The organism is Bradyrhizobium icense, assembly GCF_001693385.1.
GTDB classification, from domain to species: Bacteria; Pseudomonadota; Alphaproteobacteria; order Rhizobiales; family Xanthobacteraceae; genus Bradyrhizobium; species Bradyrhizobium icense.
The window spans coordinates 3,865,709-3,883,687 of sequence record NZ_CP016428.1 but is presented as its reverse complement, the minus strand read 5'-3'; the positions used below and the strand labels follow the sequence as shown (position 1 = coordinate 3,883,687).

Sequence of the window (17,979 nt, the reverse complement as noted above, 5' to 3'; positions counted from 1 at the left end):
CAAGGTGCTAGATTGGAACAAATCAAAACCTTCCCGCCGCCTCAAGGAGTACCGTTCACATGGCGATCAAATTCGGGCGTCCGATCGAAATGCGCGACGCGCCGCGGCGGCAGAGCGCCCTCGCCTCCACCCCGCTGGACCTGACCATCCGCCCCCGCCGCAACCGCAAGGCGGAGTGGGCGCGGCGGCTGGTGCGCGAAAACGTGCTCACCACCGACGACCTGATCTGGCCGATGTTCGTGGTCGACGGCCACAACACGCGCACGCCGGTAGCCTCGATGCCCGGCGTCGACCGTCTCACCGTCGATCAGGCGGTGCGCGACGCCGAGCGCGCGGCAAAACTGAACATTCCCTGCATCGCGCTGTTTCCCTACACAGAGCCGTCCTTGCGCGACGAGCACGGTTCCGAGGCGCTGAATCCGAACAATCTGGTCTGTCAGTCGGTGCGCGCTATCAAGAAGGAATTCCCCGAGATCGGCGTGCTGTGCGACGTCGCGCTCGATCCCTTCACCAGCCACGGCCATGACGGGCTGATCGAGGACGGCAAAATCCTCAACGACGAGACGGTGGCGGTCCTGGTGAAACAGGCGCTGGTGCAGGCGGAGGCCGGCTGCGACGTCATCGCGCCGTCCGACATGATGGACGGCCGCGTCGGCGCGATCCGCGAGGCGCTGGACGAGGCCGGTTTTCTCGACGTGCAGATCATGTCCTACGCGGCGAAATACGCCTCCGCCTTCTACGGCCCGTTCCGCGATGCTATCGGTTCGGCGAAAACGTTGACCGGCGACAAGCGCACCTACCAGATGGACAGCGCCAATTCCGACGAAGCGCTGCGCGAGGTCGAACTCGATATCGCCGAGGGCGCCGACATGGTGATGGTCAAGCCCGGCATGCCCTATCTCGACGTCGTGCGGCGCGTGAAGGACACCTTTGCGATGCCCACCTTCGTCTACCAGGTGTCCGGCGAATACGCGATGATCGCAGGTGCCGCAGCCAATGGCTGGATCGACGGCGACCGCGCGATGATGGAAAGCCTGCTCGGCTTCAAACGCGCGGGCGCGGACGGGATCTTGACGTATTTTGCGCCGAAGGCGGCCGAGAAGTTGAAGGCGGAAGGCTAACCCTCCCCGTCGTCCCTGCGAACCGCAGGGACCCATACGCCGCAGCTTATCAATAGCGCAATGGGGCCAGTTTCCTTTGCTGCAATGTGCAGCGGTGGTTGCGTCCCTGCGTTCCGCATGCGGTTCGCAGGGACGACGGAAACGTCGCGGTCCATCCTGCGCTCACCCCGAATATTGCGCGCTGTTAATGGTCGCAGGCCCTTGGCGAGCGCGCGGCCGGTTCCCATGTGTCGTCAGGCAATATCGGCCTGGAGGACGGACCATGTCTTATAGCGGCTCTGGCAATACCGGCGGCGGCGCTTCAAATGCCGGCGGCGGCTGGCGGAACGACGGCGGGGTTCCGCCGCATGCGTTCGATCCCTATTCGCAGCCGGAACTGTTTCGCGGCGTGCTGACGCGGCGGGTATTTGCGTTCCTGATCGACCTCGTCGTGCTGTCGGTGCCCGTCATCCTCGGCTACATCTTCATCGGCGTGTTCGGCATCATCACGCTCGGGCTCGGCTGGATGCTGTTCTGGCTGGCGTGGCCCGCCACCATCGTGTGGGCGATCGTCTATTACGGTACCTCGATCGGCGGCCCGCATTCGGCGACGCTCGGCATGCGCGCGATGGATCTGGAGCTGCGCACCTGGTACGGCGCGCCGGGCTATTTCGTGCTCGGCGCCTGCCACGCCGTGCTGTACTGGGTCTCGATCTCGTTCCTGACGCCGCTGGTGCTCCTGGTCGGCCTGTTCAACAGCCGCCGCCGGCTGCTGCACGACATCATCCTGGGAACCGTGGTCATCAACAGCGCGGTTCGTACCCAGATAGTTCCATCAGCACGAAGCAACTATTGAGCGAGCAGCAGCAAACTATTTGACCGCCCGCCTTTCGGGCGCGATGTTAGAGCCGGTCCGGCCCAGAATGAATCGGGGCAGGGCCGGCACTTTTTTGTTCCGACGCGCTTTCTTAACGCGAACGGTGTGTACTGCGTTGGAAAGCGCTATGGTTGATTTGTTTCGGAGGCGTGACGACCCGACGTGACCCAGCACTCGCGTGATACCCCGCAATTCTACCTGACGGCGCCCTCGCCCTGCCCCTATCTGCCAGGCCGGCACGAGCGCAAGGTGTTCACGCACCTGGTCGGCGACAAGGCCGGCGACCTCAACGACCTCCTGACCCATGGCGGCTTCCGCCGCAGCCAGTCGATCGCCTACCGCCCGGCCTGCGACCAATGCCGGGCCTGCGTCTCCGTGCGCGTCATCGCCAACGAATTCCGCCCCTCGCGCAACTTCAAGAAAGTCCTGGCGCGCAACGCCGACATCGTCGGCGAGCAGCGCAGCGCGGTGCCGACGTCGGAGCAGTATTCCGTATTCCGCGCCTATCTCGACAAGCGCCACCGCCATGGCGGTATGGCCGACATGACCGTGCTCGATTACGCGATGATGGTGGAAGACAGCCATGTCGAGACCCGCATCATCGAGTACCGCAAGCGCGGCGTCGACACCGGTATCACCGGGCGCGGCGAGGAGCTGATCGCGGTGGCGCTCACCGACGTGCTCAGCGACGGGCTGTCGATGGTGTACTCGTTCTTCGAGCCGTCGCAGCACAGCCGCTCGCTCGGCACCTTCATGATCCTCGACCACATCACCCGCGCCCGCAGGCTGGGGCTGCCTTACGTCTATCTCGGCTACTGGATCGAGGGCTCCAAGAAGATGGACTACAAGGGACGGTTCCTGCCGCAGCAGCGGCTGGCGCCGTCAGGCTGGCTGCGAGTGGATGCGACAGGCGAAGTGCTGTCCGAGCCGCAGGATTGAAGGGAGCGAATAGTGAGTAGCGAATAGCGAATGGAAATCCGTTTCCCTATTCGCTACTCGCCATTCGCATCTCACCCGAAGAAAGTATCGAACAACAGCTTCACGTTCAGCGCGACGATGATTGCGGCGACGATCCACGCCACGGCAGCTACTGCGCGCGGGATGACGAACTTGCCCATCTTGCGCTTGTCGGAAACGAACCTGACCAGCGGGATCACCGCGAACGGCAATTGCATCGACAGGACGACCTGGCTGAATACCAGGAGCTGGCCGGTGCCGCGCTCGCCATAGATCGCGGTGACGATCACGACCGGAACGATGGCGATGCCGCGGGTGACGAGCCGCCGCGCCCAATTCGGCAGCCGCAGGTGCAGAAAGCCTTCCATCACGATCTGGCCGGCCAGCGTCGCCGTGACGGTCGAGTTCAGACCAGAGGCGAGCAGCGCCACTGCGAACAGAGTCGAGGCAATGCCGAGGCCGAGCAGCGGCGACAGCAGTTCATATGCCTCGCCGATTTCGGCCACTTCCGTGCGACCGGTGGCATGGAAGGTGGCGGCGGCGACGATCAGGATCGCGGCATTGATGAACAGCGCCAGCATCAGTGCGATGGTCGAGTCCGTCGTCGCCCATTTGATCGCCTCGCGGCGGCCCTTGTCGTTGCGCTCGTAGGCGCGGGTCTGCACGATCGAGGAGTGCAGATAGAGATTATGCGGCATCACGGTCGCGCCGATGATGCCGATGGCGATGTAGAGCATCTCCGGATTGGTGACGATCTCGGGCGACGGCACAAACCCCTTCAGAACGGCAGCTACCGGCGGCGCAGCAGCTACGATCTGAATCGAAAAGCAGATCGCGATCACGATCAGCAGCGAGATGACGAAGGCTTCGAGGAAGCGAAAACCCTTGTTCATCAGGAGGAGCAGCAGGAAGGCATCGAGCGCAGTTATCAGCGCGCCCCAGATCAGGGGAATGCCGAACAGCAGGTTGAGAGCGATTGCGGTGCCGATCACCTCGGCAAGGTCGCAGGCGATGATTGCCGCTTCGCAGACCGCCCAGAGCAGGAAATTGACGGGACGGGAAAAGCTGGCGCGGCAAGCCTGCGCCAGATCGCGGTCGGTGACGATGCCAAGCCGCGCGGCGAGCGCCTGCAAGAGAATCGCCATCAGGTTCGAGAGCAGGATGACCGCGAGCAGCGTGTAGCCAAACTTCGAGCCACCCGCGAGGTCGGTGGCCCAGTTGCCGGGGTCCATGTAACCGACCGAAACCAGATAGCCGGGGCCGAGGAAAGCCAGCAGCCGGCGCGACCAATGCCCGCCAAAGGGCACCGAGATCGTGGAATTGACCTCGGCCAAGCTCCGTCGGCCGTCGGCGTCAGGGCGCCACCCGGCGGCGGTCGTATCGGCCATAGGCAAACCCTTGGCTTCGGAACCCAAATCGGGCGTTCGCGCATCCATCCGAGCAAGATGGCTGATCTTCGTTCTTATTGCAACTCATTTGCAACTGCATCTGGCAATCTTGTGCAATTGCATCTTGCAATCACGAAAATGGTACCGTCGGCCACGTTGTAAAGTACTGAAGAAGTACTTTATGCTGCCGATATGATAAAGCTTCCGGTCGAAACTCCAACGGCTACGCTGCGATACGCTCTCGCACCCGACGAGGCTGGCATCACCGCGATCGAAGCCACCTTTGCCGCTTATGATCGGATGATGACGATCCTTGCCGAGGTTGCCCCCGTCGGCGCCAACCTCGTCGCCCTCCACGGCCAGGCCTATGAGCGGATCCGCACCGAGACAGGACTGCCCGCTCGCCTCGTGACGCTCGGCCTGCGCGACCGCGCTAGTTACGTCGCAGGCTCGCCAACGCGCAAAATCCCACTCGACGACAAGTTGTTTGCGATCAAGGGACCTACTTCACTGACCATTAGCACTGTCCATGGACGTGTCTTGGTACCGTTTGAAATCCCCGGCTATCTTGCCGGCTGGGATAGTCCTTTCCCGGCTCATTTGGTTTCGGACGGCCGCGCTTACGAAATCCACATCGCCGTGAAATCGAGATCACCACAGCCGGAGGAGCAGACCATGGTTCACGAGGGTATTCTTGCACGTATGGGTAGACTTCTTGCCGCCATTGCCAGTGAGACGGTCGACAATGCCGAGAACAGCAACAAGGTCGCGCTGGTCAAGCAGGCGATCCGCGAGATTGACGCCGGCGCCGACGAAGCGCGCCATGCGCTCGGCAAGTCGCGCGCTGAGGAGTTCCGTCTCAAGCGCCGGCGCGAGGAGCTCGACGCCGAAATTGCCGCGCTGACCGACAAGATTCGTCTTGCGGTTGCGGAAAACCGCGAAGACCTCGCGCGCGCTGGCGTTGCACGGCAAATTGATCTGGAATCGCAGGGTACCGCGCTGGAGCGCGCGATGGATTTCATCGAACTCGAAATCGACGAGCAGACCAAGGCCTTGCAGGCGATGCTTGGCGCGCGGCGTGAGGCCGAATCCCGCCTCGCCGATCTCGAGGCGAGTCTGGAAAAACACGCGCCGCACGAAACCGGACGCGCGGCTGGCGCGACCAAGACAGTGAGTCCCGATCGAGCGATGGCAGCGATCGCACGCGTCACCGGCGTGCCCGCTGCAAGGGTGCCCGGTGACAAGGAACTCGACGAGCTCGACCGGTTGCATCGCGAAAAGGAAATCGCGGCGCGGCTTGAAAGGATCAAATCGCAGCAATGAGTGCCGTGTCCGACCTCCTGCTGGCGCCCGACGTACGTCCCTTCGCAATAGCCGCCGCAATCATGCTGGCGCTCGGCGGCATCGAACTGCTGGCGACGCTGGTCGGCTTCTCGATCAGCGAACTGCTCGGCAAGGAAGTCACCGTCGAGTCCGACCATGCCAATGGCCTCGGCGGCCTGTTCCTCTGGATCAATGCGGGGCGCCTACCGCTTTTGATCCTGATCATTCTCGCGCTCGGCACATTCTCGATCGCGGGATTCTTCCTGCAAGGGTTGGCGCACGGCGTGGGGATCTCGGTCCCCGTCTCGATCGCGGCGCTCGCCGCGGCGGCCTGCAGCATTCCGGCCATCCGCATCACCAGCCGCGGCATCGCCAGGATCATCCCGCGCGACGAAACCTATGCGGTGGATGAGGCCGACTTCATCGGCCACGTCGCCGAGGTTTCGATCGGGCCGCTCGACCAGGGACTGCCCGGCCGCGTCCGACTCAAGGATGTCTTCGGCAACTGGCACTCTCTGGTGGCCCGCGCTGGTCCCGAATCCGTACCCCTCCCGGTCGGCGCCAGCGTGTTGCTGGTCGACCGTGACGCCAAGAGCTTTATCGCTATTTCCGCACCAGCCGACCTCATTGCGCAACAACGTTCAGACAGGGCTTGAACATGTGGGAACTTGCAATACCCGTCACGATTAGCGTTATCGCCGTTCTTGTTATCGGTTTACTGCTGGCCAAACTGTACCGCCGCTCGACCCGTGACGAAGCCTACGTCCGCACCGGACTCGGCGGCCAAAAAGTTGTCCTCGACGGCGGCTCGATCGTCCTTCCGGTGTTCCACTCCGTCGCCGCGGTCAATCTGAAGACGCTGCGGCTGGAGGTCACCCGCGGCGGCCCGGACTCGATGATCACCAAGGACCGCATGCGCGTCGATATCGGCGCCGAGTTCTATCTGCGCGTCAAACCCGATACTTCCTCGATCGCGCTTGCCGCGCAAACGCTCGGCAGCCGCACCCAGAATGCAGGCGAACTGCGCGAGCTGATAGAAGCCAAATTCGTCGACGGCCTGCGCTCGGTCGCCGCTACCATGAACCTCGAAGAGTTGCAGGAGCAGCGCGCGACCTTCGTCAAGTCAGTGCAGGATGCGGTCGGCGCCGACATCCAGAACAACGGTCTCGAGCTCGAATCGGTGTCGCTGACCCGTCTCGACCAGAGCGACATCAAGCATTTCAACCCGAGCAATTTCTTCGACGCCCACGGTCTGACCACCCTGACCAAGATCACGCGGGAGCGCGAACAGGAACGCAACCAGATCGTCCGCACCACCGAGGTGAATATCGCGCAGCAGGACCTCGTCGCCCGCCAGACCACGCTGACGATCGAGGCCACCAAGCGCGAGGCCGAACTGGCCCAGCAGCGCGACATCGCCAACAAGACCGCCGCAATGCGCGCGCAGACCGCGCAGGTCGAGCAGACCGCGCTGCAGAACGAAGCCGAGTACCGCATCCAGCAGGAACTGGCGGTCGCCAACAAGCAGACCGAAGCCAACCAATTGCGCGACACCAGAAAGATCGAGGCCGATCTCGCGGTGAAGCGGCGCAACACTGAAATGGAGCGCGACCTGCAGATCGTCGCGCAAGAAAGCGCGATCGCGGTCGCGACCAAGAGCAAGGAACAATCCGAGGCGCAGACCGTCGCCGAGACCGCGCGTGCGCTGGCAATTGCGGCCGAGGAAAAGGTCACCACGGCCAAAGCCGTCGAAATCGCCGAACGCGACAAGATCATCAACGTGATCGCGGCGCGCAAGGCTGCCGAGACCGAGGCGATGCCGATCACCGTGATGGCGGAAGCCGAGAACCAGGCCGCGACCAACAAGGCGGAAGCCATCACCATGCTGGCCAAGGCCGATGCCGATGCCGCGACCACCCGCGCACTCGGCGTCAAATCGCTCGGCCAAGCCGAGGCCGAGGTGGCGGCGTTGAAGGCGGAAGCGCGCAACAAGCTCTCTCAGGCGATGGTCGACTACGATCTCACCCTGGCGCGCATCAACATCATCCCGAACGCGCTGGCCGAAGCGGTCAAGCCGATCGAGAAGATTTCCGACATCCGGATCTTCGACACCGGCGGCCTGCTCGGCCGTGGCGGCGGCAATGGCGCGATGAACGGCCATAGCAACGGGCTTGGTCTTGGTGACGGCCTTGCCGCACAATTGCTGTCGGTCTCGGCGTTCAAGCCGATCATCGACAAGATTCTCGCCGAAGGCGGCTTCGCCACAGGCCCGGACGCGCTGACCAGCCTGACCAACGCGCTGGCCGCGCAGCAATTGGCCGGTCCGGCCGAACTGCCGGCGATCGAAGATGATACGGATGAAGATGATGCTGATGAGGTAGCAACACCGCCCGCGACCATCTCGGGAACGGGCAAGGCGGCGCTCGGGCCCAAATCGTAGTCAAGCAGAAGCAGCCGAAACGCCGTTGAAATCGAGGCCTGCTGCCATTCGCGCGGCGGGCCTTTTTCCTGGAGTCCTTATGTCTCACTTGTCGGGGAAGCACGCGGGCTGCGGGCGGCCCGCACTTCCTTGTTGCAAATGCCTCTCATTCGTGACACCAATTGCAACTAATTCGCAATTGCAACTGAGGGAAGCATCCAGATGCGTCAGTTCAAGCGGACTTGGGAGGCACTCCAGGACAGAAACGACGATTTTCACTTCGGCGATTTTCTCGGCCATTTTCATGTGCCGCACCGACCGCACGGCTGGCATGGCCCGGGTGAGCACCATGGCCCTCACGGCTCGCCGTGCCATCCGGGTCCACAGCCCGTAAAGATCGAGTACCGCAGCTTCGACGGTTCGCAGAACAATCAATCCGATTCCACCCTCAACGCTGCCGGCACTGAATTCGCGCGCATCGGTGAAGCGCATTTTGCCGACGGCATTTCCGTTCCGCTCGGCGGTAACAATCCCCGCACCATCAGCAATCTTGTGGTCGGCGCGGGCGACCCTGATGTGGCGAATCCCGAAGGTGTGTCCGCCTTCATGTACGCATGGGGCCAATTCATCGATCACGACATGACGTTGACCCGGACGGACGGCGTCAGCGATATCAGCGTCGTGGTTCCCGCGGGCGATCCCTTACTCCCCGACGGCACCATCATCCCGATCACCCGCGCCGTCATCGATCCCACGACCGGTGCGGGCACGTCCAACCCGGCCATGGCGGTCAACTCCAATACCGCCTGGCTCGACGCCTCGATGGTCTATGGGTCCGACGCCGCGACCGCAGCCAGCCTGCGCACCGCCGACGGCCACATGTTGACGTCGCAGGGCAACAACCTGCCGATCGTCGACGGTATGGTCGTGGCCGGCGACGTCCGTGCCGCAGAAAATCCGGCGCTCACCGCGCTGCAAACGCTATTCGTGCGTGAACACAACTACTGGGTTGACAGACTTCACGTCGAGCACCCGAACTGGAGCGGCGACCAGCTCTACAATCACGCGCGCGCTATCGTGACGGCGGAAATCGCCAACATCACCTATTCGGAGTTCCTGCCAAACCTTGTCGGCAAGAACGCGCTCACGCCCTACGACGGCTATGACCCCAATGTCGATCCCCATCTGTCGCTGGAATTCGTCGCCGCGGCGTTCCGCTTCGGGCATTCGATCGTATCGGGCGAAACCGAAGGCCTTGCGGAGAACGGCGAAGTCATCGCCGGCTCCGAGGAAGACCTGAAGGACGTATTCTTCCAGCCGGCCGCAAACTTCATCGACAATGGCGGCGCAGACGGGCAGCTCCGCCATTTGGCCGCCGATCCGTCGCAGGCACTCGATGCGCGCATCGTCGACGACCTGCGCAATTTTCTTTTCGATCCACCGGCGTCTCTCGATCTTGCCGCGATCAATATCCAGCGCGCGCGCGACCTTGGCCTCGGCACGCTCAACCAGACCCGAGAAGCACTCGGCCTCGACCCCTACACGGATTTCAGCCAGATCACGAGCGACCCGGAGACGCTGGCCGGACTGAAGGCTGCTTACGGCAATGTCGACAATGTCGGTCTGTGGACCGGTGGCTTGTCGGAAAATCACGTCCCCGGCGCGCTGGTCGGCGAAACCTTCCAGGCCATCATCACGATGCAGTTCGAGGCGTTGCGCGATGGCGACCGGTTCTGGTTCGAAAATCAGGGCTTTGATGCCAAGACGTTGTCCGAGATCAAAGGCACGACGCTGGCCGATATCATTCTGCGCAATACCGACACCAAGCATATCCAGGACGATGTCTTCGTCACCTATGCGCGGCACACAGGCCTTGCCGGCGGCGTGGTATCAGAAGATCCCGAAGCCCGTCAGATCGTCATCGGCTGCGATGGCAACGACACGTTGATCGGCGGTCCGCAGGGCGATTATCTATTCGCCGGGACCGGCAAGCAGACGATGACGGGGAATGGCGGCGCGGACCGCTTCGTGTTTGATTTCGGATCCACCAAAGCCGAGATCACCGACTTCGATCCGGGCGTCGACATGCTGGTGTTTAAGAATGCCGGCCGTCTGGACTTTCGCGATGTGAGGATCTGGGGCGACCATGGGAATACGGTGGTCCAGGTTGGTGACGACCGGATCGAACTCACCGACGTACGGCCTCATGAACTGACAAAGCACGATTTCCTGTTCGACGTTTGACGCGAATCCGCCAGCTTCTGAGGATCGGCGCGATCCTTGCCATGGGAAGATGAAACGCCTCCACACGTTCCCGTGTGGAGGTTTTTTTGTTTGGAGAGCGGCTTGTCGGGAAACGGGTGGGTTGGATCGTCCTTGGGACAGACAATGGGTTAGATCGAATCTCTCAGGAAGCTCTGCCATGTCACCCGACCCGATCCCTCGCCTGCCCGCGACCTTCAACCGTCTGGCCTGGTCGAACCTCGCCGCCCAATCGGCCGAGCAGATCGCGCTGGCCGCAGCGCCCATCGTCGCGGTGCTGTTGCTTGGCGTTGGCGAAGGTCAGACCGGCCTGTTGCAGACCGCGCTGACGCTGCCCTTCATCCTGTTTGCGATCCCCGCCGGTCTCCTCGCCGACCGCATCTCGCGGCGCTGGGTGATGGCGGCCTCCGAGGCGCTGCGAGCGGCTGCGCTTGCGGCGACGCTGCTGCTGATCTGGCTCGGCGCAATCACGCTGCCGCTACTCTCGCTACTGGGCTTCGTCGCCGTATGCGGCACCGTGGCCTACAGCGTCGCCGCGCCCGCTTTGGTGCCATCGCTGGTCAACTCAGAACAATTGCCCGCGGCGAACGCGCGGATCGAACTGGCACGCACGGTCGCGTTCGCCAGCGGTCCGGCGCTCGGCGGCGTGCTGGTTGGATGGGTCGGGGCGGCCCCGGCGTTCGGCTTTGCCGCCGCATTGTCGGTGATGGCCGTCGTGTTGCTGTCAGGCATCTATGAACCGGCACGCGCCCCTGCCCCGCGCCGCCATCCCTTGCAGGAGATCAGGGAAGGCGCCGCGTTCGTGTTGCAGCACGCGCTGCTGCGGCCGGTATTCATCACGCAGTTTATCTTCAATACGGCGTCGTTCCTGCTGCTTGCCGTGTTCGTGCCCTACGCCGTTCGCCATCTCGGGCTATCAGCCACCGGCGTCGGCGTGACGCTGGCGATGTACGGCGTCGGCATGGTGGTTGGCGCACTCTCGGCCACGCGGGTGATGCAACGGCTGGCCTTCGGCACCGTGATCGGGCTTGGGCCGGTGACCGGTTTCATAGCGGCGGCTGTGATGGCGCTCACGACCATCATTCCGGCCGCATGGCTCGCGGGGCTGAGCTTCTTCCTGCTCGGCGCTGGCCCGATCCTCTGGGTGATATCGACCACCACGCTGCGCCAATCGGTGACGCCGCCCTCGCTGCTCGGCCGCGTCTCCGCCATCAACATCATGAGCTACGGCGCCCGCCCGCTCGGCTCGGCACTGGGCGCCATCGTCGGCGGGCTCTATGGCGCGGAAGCCTGCCTCTATCTGGCAGCCGCCATCTTCGCAGTGCAGGCGCTGGTAATCCTGCTGTCGCCGGCAGTCTCGCTGGCGCGCCAGCCGGAGATGGTGGGCGAGCCGGCGGGCTGCTAGCCGGCTGGCACACCGGCAGCCGTCATTGCGAGCGCAGCGAAGCAATCCATTCTTTCCTTCGCGGCACGATGGATCGCGTCGCTGCGCTCGCAATGACGGAGCGAACAGGTGCTTTCCTCCAAAATGTCCTTCGCGGGCAATTACCGCTTTCCGGCTCCACTTTATATGATATACATCATTTCATACAGAAGCGGAACTCTCATGGCCGATCAGACTGCAGCAATTGACACCCGCCCCCGTTCGGAAGCTTCCTCCACCGTCTTGCAGATCGCAGTGCTCGCGGGTCTTGCAGCCACAGGCACGCTCGCCACCAACGTCCTGCTGCCGTCGCTGCCGCAGATGGCTATTTCGCTAAAGGTTTCGAGCGCGGCGGTCACCGCAGCGATCACGGTCTTCCTCGCAGTGTTCGCGGTGGGCCAGCTTGTAGTCGGGCCGATCTCGGACCGTTATGGGCGCCGCTGGCCGGTCTTGATCGGGTTTGCCGTCTTCTTCGCCGGCAGCGTCTGGTGCAGCCTCGCCAGTGATTTGCCGAGCCTGCTGATTGGCCGTGTCATCCAGGCGGTCGGCGCCTGCGCCACCTCGGTGCTGTCCCGCGCCATTGCCCGCGACCTGTTTTCCGGCGCGGCCCTCGCCCGCGCGATGGCGCTGATCATGATCGCGATGGCAGCAGCGCCGGGCTTCTCGCCGCTGCTGGGCGGTGCGCTCGACCACATTTTCGGCTGGCGCTCCGAATTCGCATTCCTCGCAGCCTTCGCCGGGTTCGGCGCTCTCGCCTACGGCATGGTGTTTGGCGAGACCCACCTCGCAACACGCACCCCGCTCGATCCGCAGGCCATCGCAAAAACCTACCTCACCCTGCTCCGCGACCGCCGCTTCGTGGTACCGGCGGCAACCGTCAGCCTGATCCTGGGCGCACTGTTCTCGATTTTCTCGGCGGCGCCCCGCGTCCTGATCGAGGCGATGCATTTTACGCCGATTCAACTCGGCCTGTTCTTTGCGGGCACGGTGCTTATCGTGTTCGCCGCCGGTATGCTTGCGACCCGGTTGGCACCACGCTATGGGCTCGATCGTTCGATCCGGAGCGGACTGCTCGCCGCCGCCGCCGGCAGCCTCGCGATGCTGCTGGTCTCGCTATACACCCCCTCCTTCCTGCCGTTTCTCGCGGCCATGAGCGTGTTCCTGCTCGGCATGGGCATCGTCAGCCCGTTAGGTACGGCGCAGGCGCTGTCCCCGTTCGGCGACAAAGCGGGCGCGGCATCAGCGCTCATCGGCTTCTCGCAGATGATGGCGGCTGCGATCGGCGTCTGGCTCGCGGCAACAATTTCCCACGATGCGCTATTCGCGCTTGGCGTAGTTCTGATGGTGTTTTCGCTGGTGGCCGTGGCGCTTTACTCGATCCGGGCGACCAAGCCATGAAGCGCTTTCACGCCAACGCCCGCGCGCCCGACGGAAGCTCCTGCAACAGCGGCCACCGGTAATCGGGAAGTTGCAGGGTGTCGACGATATCCCTGCCGGCCACAAGCCGGGCCAGGCCCGGTATGGCAAACGCCCTTATCACCTGATTGCGAAACCACAGGCCTGCCGCGGTTCTTGGTGCAAAAGCCGAAGCGAAGCGCTCGGCGCCCTGCTGCTTGCCGTGGATGTAATTCCGCAACCGCGCTTCGTAGTTGCTGAAGGCTTCTTCGTGACGTCCGTCGGCGCCGGCCAGTTCGCCTGCCAGTACGTAGGCTGAAATCATGGCAAGCGCCGAACCCTGTCCGGCCAACAGCGACACGCAAAACGCGGCGTCGCCGGCGAGCGCAACGCGGCCTCGCGACCAGTGCTCCATCCGGATCTGGCTGACGCGATCGAAATAGAGCTCGTCGGTTTCCTCCAGCCGCTGCAGAACCTGCGGACATTCCCACTTCGCTTCGCCATAGGTCTTGCGCAGCATAGCCTTCTGCAGGTCCAGCGTGCCCGGTAGTGAATTGCTTTTCGCGGCGAAGACGAAAAGGAACAGCGTTCGATCATCGTGCAATGTGAAGCGGCCCAGCATGCGCCCGGGCGTTCCGTACATCAGATATATATCCTCGTCGCGTGGACGATAGCCGCGGACCTCGAACGCCGCGACGACATAGCCGAGATGTTTCTCGAACTGATGCTGCGGCCCGAATGCCAGCCCGCGAACGCCTGAATGCAGGCCATCGGCGCCGATCACCAGATCGAACCGTCGTTCGCCCGCATGCTTCAATCGCACCTGCACGCCGTCTGACTGCTGCTCGAGTTTGACAATCTCGCTGTCGAAAATGACTTCCGTAGTCCCCCTGATCTTCTCAAACAGCAGTCGCGAGAGGTCGCTGCGCCGAAGCGTCACGTAACGATCGCCCGTCAACTCGGAAAACACCTTGGTTCCAAATCCGGTTACGCGCTGACCCCGGTCGTCGACAATCCGCAGCTCCTGCACATGGTAGCCGGCGCGGTTGATCTCCGTTATCAGCCCCATGCGCTCGGCAATGTCGTAGCCAAGCCCCCAGAAGTCGATGACATAGCCACCGCTGCGTAGCTCTGGTGCGCGCTCGACCAGCGTCGGCCGGAAGCCGGCTGCCCTGAGCCAGAACGCAAGCGTTGGACCGGCGATTCCTGCACCTGAGATCAATACGGTCTTGTCCGGAAATTGTGGAGTGTGGGGCATTGCTCAAAGAAGCCCAGTTCAAGAACCCGAATCCGGAACCCGCAAGCACAGAAATACGTTCCATCCCGGATGGCATCTGCTGTTCACGCTTTAGTTTGCCAGCCGACTCAGGATGCCAGATACCGCTCGTACTTCCCGGCGACCACCTCATCCGCCGCAATATCCGGATCGAGCGTGTACAAATCCTGCGCGCGGCCGATGCCGCGCAGCGCGTAGCGGCCGGTCGAGACCAGGTAGTTTCGCCCCGCGGCATCGAGGCCTGAACAGAACGCAGACGACATCAGCAATTCACGGTCGACCGAGCGGCACATCGAGGCGATGCGGCTGACCTCGTTGACGGCAGGTCCCACCACCGTGAAGTCGAGCCGGTCGTCGCTGCCGATATTGCCGTAAAAGACTTCGCCGACATGCAGGCCAACATGGGCCGATGTGACCGGCCGGCTTTCGGCCGTGCGGCGGGCGTTCAGCGTCCTCATGTTGCGGCGGAAGCGATGTTCGGCGCGCAGCGCGGCGCGATTTGCCTTCGCCATGTTCTCATGCGTAAACATCGCCAGCACACCGTCGCCGATCAGCTTCAACACCTCGCCGCCGGCATCATGAATGGCGTCGATCGAGGCCTGCGCATAATCGTTGAGGAACGGGATGATCTCGCCGGGATCGATGCTCTCGCTGATCGCGGTCGAGCCGCGCAGGTCGGAGAACCACAGCACCGTGTTGATCCGCTCGGTGACGCCGCGCGCGATCCGGCCGCGCAGCACCTGCTCGGCGGTATCGCGGCCGAGATAGACCCGGCCCAGCGTCTTGGTGATGTCCGCCTGCGCCGCGGATTTGATCGCCAACCCCAGCGCCGGCACGAGTTCGCGGAGCGCCGCGAGCCCCTGCGCGCCAAACCCCTCGTCGCTCCGTGTCACCCAATAGGAATAGACGCAGTCCATCTGCCCCATGGTGCCGGCCTCGCCGAACTGGTGCACATAGGCGACCAGATGCTTGTGGCCTTTCTCGGCGAGTTCGCCCATGAATTTGAAGTTGTGGGAGGTGCGATTGGCGAGGTCGAGCGGCAGCTCTTCATGGCCGTTTTGGAGCATGTAATAGAAGATCGAACTGCGCCAGGCCTGCGCGGCTTCGCCCTCGTTGGTGGAGCCGTATTCGAACACGTCGCTTTCGTTGGTCTCGGCATCGTTCCAGCGAAAGCCGCGGCCTTCGAAAATCGGGTGCAGCGTATCGATGAAGACCATGCCGCGAGACAGGCCGAGCCCTTCGGCGCAGCAGCGTTCGCAGAAACCGCGGATCAGATCGTTTTGAGGCAGGCCTGTGAGGCCCTGGCCGACCAGCCAGTTCATCAGGCGCAGACGGGGGGTAAGCTCCATGCGGCCCATTATGCCGTGCAATGGTGACGAGTGAAAGGCGGGCAGCCTGCGTTCCCCGGATGTTGCGCAGCGCGAACCGATGCGTTGCTGAGCCGGGGTCCATTCTTTCTACGCGGGTCCCGGCTCAGCGGAGCAGCACTTCGTGCCGCACCGCGTCCGGGACACCCAAGCGCTTACTTCCGCGTCACCGCCTCGCCGTCCTCCTTGACGAAGAATTCGACCGGGTTATCGAGCAAATCGAGCACCAATTCCGAGGGCCGGCACAAGCGGACGCCCTTTGGCGTCACCACGATCGGCCGGTTGATCAGGATCGGATGCGCCAACATGAGATCGATCAGCTCGTCGTCGCTCCATTTCGGATCGGCCAGGCCGAGCTCGGCATAGGGCGTGCCCTTTTCGCGCAGCAGCTCGCGCGGCGAAATCCCGAGCGCGTCAATCAGTTCGACCAGCCGGGCGCGGCTCGGCGGCGTCTTCAGGTATTCGATCACCTCGGGTTCCTCGCCGCTCTGCCGGATCATCGCCAGCGTGTTGCGCGAGGTGCCGCAGGCGGGATTGTGGTAGATCGTGACGCTCATGGTCGCGCCTCCTTCAACACAGCGCGCGCCTTGTCGCTTTCGCGAAGCAGCCAACTCATCAAAATCAACGCGATGATGGCGCCGCAGGTTTCCGCCGCGATGAAACCCGGAAGATCTGTGGGGCGAATGCCCGAAAACGTATTGGTCAGCGAGCGCGCAATGGCAACGGCGGGATTGGCGAACGACGTCGACGCCGTGAACCAGTAAGCCGCCGTGATGTAGAGGCCGACCAGCCACGGCACCGCGGCGCGGTTGAACCGGATACCGGCCAGAATGGTGGCAACCAGGCCGAACGCGGCGACGGCTTCGGCGAGCCATTGCGCGCCGCCGGTTCGCATCTTCAGCGAGGCGTCGAGCAGCGGAAGCGCGAACATCGCGTGCGCAAGCATGGTTCCGGCAATCCCGCCGGCGATTTGCGCAGCAACGTAGAACAGCGCCTCGCGCGGCGTCAGCTCGCGCCTGAGCGCAAAGACCAGCGACACCGCTGGATTGAAATGGGCCCCGGAAATGGGGCCGAGAATGGTGATGAGGACGACCAGGATCGCACCGGTCGGCAACGTATTGCCGAGCAACGCCAGTGCGACGTCCTTGGTCAACGTCTCGGCCATGATCCCGGAGCCAACCACGGTCGCGACCAACAATGCGGTCCCGAGCGCCTCGGCAGCGAGCCGGCGCGGCAGATCGAATTCAGACATCAGCTCGCCTTCTCATGGCCGGACGTCGCGCCATCGCTGCGGCCGATGTCGCGCAATTTGGTTCCGAGCGAAAGGCGATCGATGCTCTCCAGCGGCAGGCTCGCGAAAGCGGCTATTCGATTCTTGAGATAGCGGAATGCGGCGACGAACGCTGCTTCCTTCTCCATGTCGGTGCCTTCGACAGCCGCGGGATCTTCGATGCCCCAATGTGCCGTCATCGGCTGTCCGGGCCAGATGGGGCAGGCTTCGCCCGCGGCGTTGTCGCAGACCGTAAAGACGAAATCCATTACCGGTGCATCGGGCCGCGCGAACTCTTCCCAACTCTTCGAACGCAATTCGTCGGCGGGGTAATCGAGACGGTTGAGAACCTTGATCGCAAACGGATTGACCGTCCCCTTGGGCTGGCTGCCGGCGGAGAAGGCGCGAAAATTGCGGCGGCCGTCCTTGCGCAGGATCGATTCCGCCAGAATCGAACGGGCGGTGTTTCCGGTGCACAGGAAGAGTACATTGTAGATGCGTTCAGACATGCGCTTTCCTCCTCGGCTTCGGGGCGCAGCAAGGCGTGAGGTCTTCGATCAATGGACCGCAGATTTCGGGCCGCCCGTCGCAACAATCCCTGAGCATGAACAGCACGACGGACTGAAAGGCCTTCAGGTCGGCGCGGTAGACAATCGAGCGGCTGAAGCGGCGCGCCGTCACCAGCCCCGCACGCGACAAGATCGCCAGATGCGAGGACATGGTGTTTTGCGGTACGGTGAGCGCCTTGGCGATTTCACCGGCAGGCAATCCCTCCGGCTCGTGTTTCGCCAACAGCCGAAACACGTCGAGCCGGGTCGATTGCGCCAGCGCCGCCAGCGCCAGAATGGCTTGTTCGGATTCCATATATCCAGACTTATCGATATATTGCGGTCTGTCAACTTTACTGCTACGGCTCTCGGAT

16 protein-coding genes are annotated in these 17,979 nt (G+C 63.1%); 9 read left to right on the top strand and 7 right to left on the bottom strand.

Going from position 1 to position 17,979, the window contains the following annotated elements:
• The first annotated feature begins 59 nt into the window (after positions 1 to 59).
• The 3 genes from hemB to LMTR13_RS18255 all read left to right on the top strand — a co-directional run bounded on the left by hemB (position 60) and on the right by LMTR13_RS18255 (position 2,916).
• Complete coding sequence (hemB, locus tag LMTR13_RS18265) at positions 60 to 1,121, top strand: porphobilinogen synthase (RefSeq protein ID WP_065729051.1); 1,062 nt, start codon at positions 60 to 62, stop codon at positions 1,119 to 1,121.
• Between the two features lie 262 nt (positions 1,122 to 1,383).
• Positions 1,384 to 1,956: an RDD family protein gene (locus tag LMTR13_RS18260; RefSeq protein WP_065729050.1), complete on the top strand. Its 573-nt coding sequence runs from the start codon at positions 1,384 to 1,386 to the stop codon at positions 1,954 to 1,956.
• A 183-nt stretch (positions 1,957 to 2,139) separates the two neighbouring features.
• Positions 2,140 to 2,916, top strand: coding sequence for an arginyltransferase (locus LMTR13_RS18255; protein WP_065729049.1), 777 nt, complete (start codon positions 2,140 to 2,142; stop codon positions 2,914 to 2,916).
• Positions 2,917 to 2,987: 71 nt separating this feature from the next.
• On the opposite strand, the gene LMTR13_RS18250 is transcribed toward LMTR13_RS18255, so the two are convergent.
• Positions 2,988 to 4,370 carry an Nramp family divalent metal transporter gene (locus tag LMTR13_RS18250; RefSeq protein ID WP_065729048.1) on the bottom strand — a complete coding sequence of 461 codons (1,383 nt, stop codon included), beginning with the start codon at positions 4,368 to 4,370 and terminating at the stop codon, positions 2,988 to 2,990.
• A 144-nt stretch (positions 4,371 to 4,514) separates the two neighbouring features.
• On the opposite strand from LMTR13_RS18250, the gene LMTR13_RS18245 reads away from it, so the two are divergent.
• The 6 genes from LMTR13_RS18245 to LMTR13_RS18220 all read left to right on the top strand — a co-directional run bounded on the left by LMTR13_RS18245 (position 4,515) and on the right by LMTR13_RS18220 (position 13,147).
• Positions 4,515 to 5,645: a PspA/IM30 family protein gene (locus tag LMTR13_RS18245; protein WP_065729047.1), complete on the top strand. Its 1,131-nt coding sequence runs from the start codon at positions 4,515 to 4,517 to the stop codon at positions 5,643 to 5,645.
• A complete protein-coding gene (locus LMTR13_RS18240; protein ID WP_065729046.1) occupies positions 5,642 to 6,301 on the top strand; it encodes an OB-fold-containig protein in 660 nt (219 codons plus the stop codon). The genes LMTR13_RS18245 and LMTR13_RS18240 overlap by 4 nt, the downstream gene beginning before the upstream one ends.
• Before the next feature lie 2 nt (positions 6,302 to 6,303).
• Positions 6,304 to 8,085: a flotillin family protein gene (locus tag LMTR13_RS18235; protein WP_083219085.1), complete on the top strand. Its 1,782-nt coding sequence runs from the start codon at positions 6,304 to 6,306 to the stop codon at positions 8,083 to 8,085.
• A gap of 201 nt (positions 8,086 to 8,286) precedes the next feature.
• Complete coding sequence (locus LMTR13_RS18230; protein WP_065729045.1) at positions 8,287 to 10,308, top strand: peroxidase family protein; 2,022 nt, start codon at positions 8,287 to 8,289, stop codon at positions 10,306 to 10,308.
• Positions 10,309 to 10,486: 178 nt separating this feature from the next.
• Positions 10,487 to 11,731: an MFS transporter gene (locus LMTR13_RS18225; protein ID WP_065729044.1), complete on the top strand. Its 1,245-nt coding sequence runs from the start codon at positions 10,487 to 10,489 to the stop codon at positions 11,729 to 11,731.
• A gap of 201 nt (positions 11,732 to 11,932) precedes the next feature.
• Positions 11,933 to 13,147: a multidrug effflux MFS transporter gene (locus tag LMTR13_RS18220; RefSeq protein WP_065729043.1), complete on the top strand. Its 1,215-nt coding sequence runs from the start codon at positions 11,933 to 11,935 to the stop codon at positions 13,145 to 13,147.
• A gap of 7 nt (positions 13,148 to 13,154) precedes the next feature.
• Here LMTR13_RS18220 and LMTR13_RS18215 read toward each other — a convergent pair whose 3' ends face one another.
• The 6 genes from LMTR13_RS18215 to LMTR13_RS18190 form a co-directional block, all read right to left on the bottom strand.
• The gene (locus tag LMTR13_RS18215) at positions 13,155 to 14,402 is read right to left on the bottom strand and encodes an FAD-binding domain (protein WP_065729042.1); all 1,248 of its coding nucleotides are present in this window, start codon (positions 14,400 to 14,402) and stop codon (positions 13,155 to 13,157) included.
• Positions 14,403 to 14,509: 107 nt separating this feature from the next.
• Entirely contained in the window at positions 14,510 to 15,769 is a 1,260-nt protein-coding gene (locus tag LMTR13_RS18210; RefSeq protein ID WP_065732783.1) for an adenylate/guanylate cyclase domain-containing protein, read from the bottom strand.
• Positions 15,770 to 15,942: 173 nt separating this feature from the next.
• Entirely contained in the window at positions 15,943 to 16,344 is a 402-nt protein-coding gene (gene arsC, locus LMTR13_RS18205; protein WP_065729041.1) for an arsenate reductase (glutaredoxin), read from the bottom strand.
• The gene (locus LMTR13_RS18200; RefSeq protein WP_065729040.1) at positions 16,341 to 17,039 is read right to left on the bottom strand and encodes an aquaporin; all 699 of its coding nucleotides are present in this window, start codon (positions 17,037 to 17,039) and stop codon (positions 16,341 to 16,343) included. The genes arsC and LMTR13_RS18200 overlap by 4 nt, the downstream gene beginning before the upstream one ends.
• A complete protein-coding gene (locus tag LMTR13_RS18195; RefSeq protein ID WP_065729039.1) occupies positions 17,039 to 17,566 on the bottom strand; it encodes an arsenate reductase ArsC in 528 nt (175 codons plus the stop codon). The genes LMTR13_RS18200 and LMTR13_RS18195 overlap by 1 nt, the downstream gene beginning before the upstream one ends.
• Positions 17,559 to 17,921 (bottom strand): ArsR/SmtB family transcription factor, encoded by a 363-nt coding sequence (locus LMTR13_RS18190; protein WP_065729038.1) that lies wholly within the window; start codon positions 17,919 to 17,921, stop codon positions 17,559 to 17,561. The genes LMTR13_RS18195 and LMTR13_RS18190 overlap by 8 nt, the downstream gene beginning before the upstream one ends.
• Between the last annotated feature and the right edge of the window lie 58 nt (positions 17,922 to 17,979).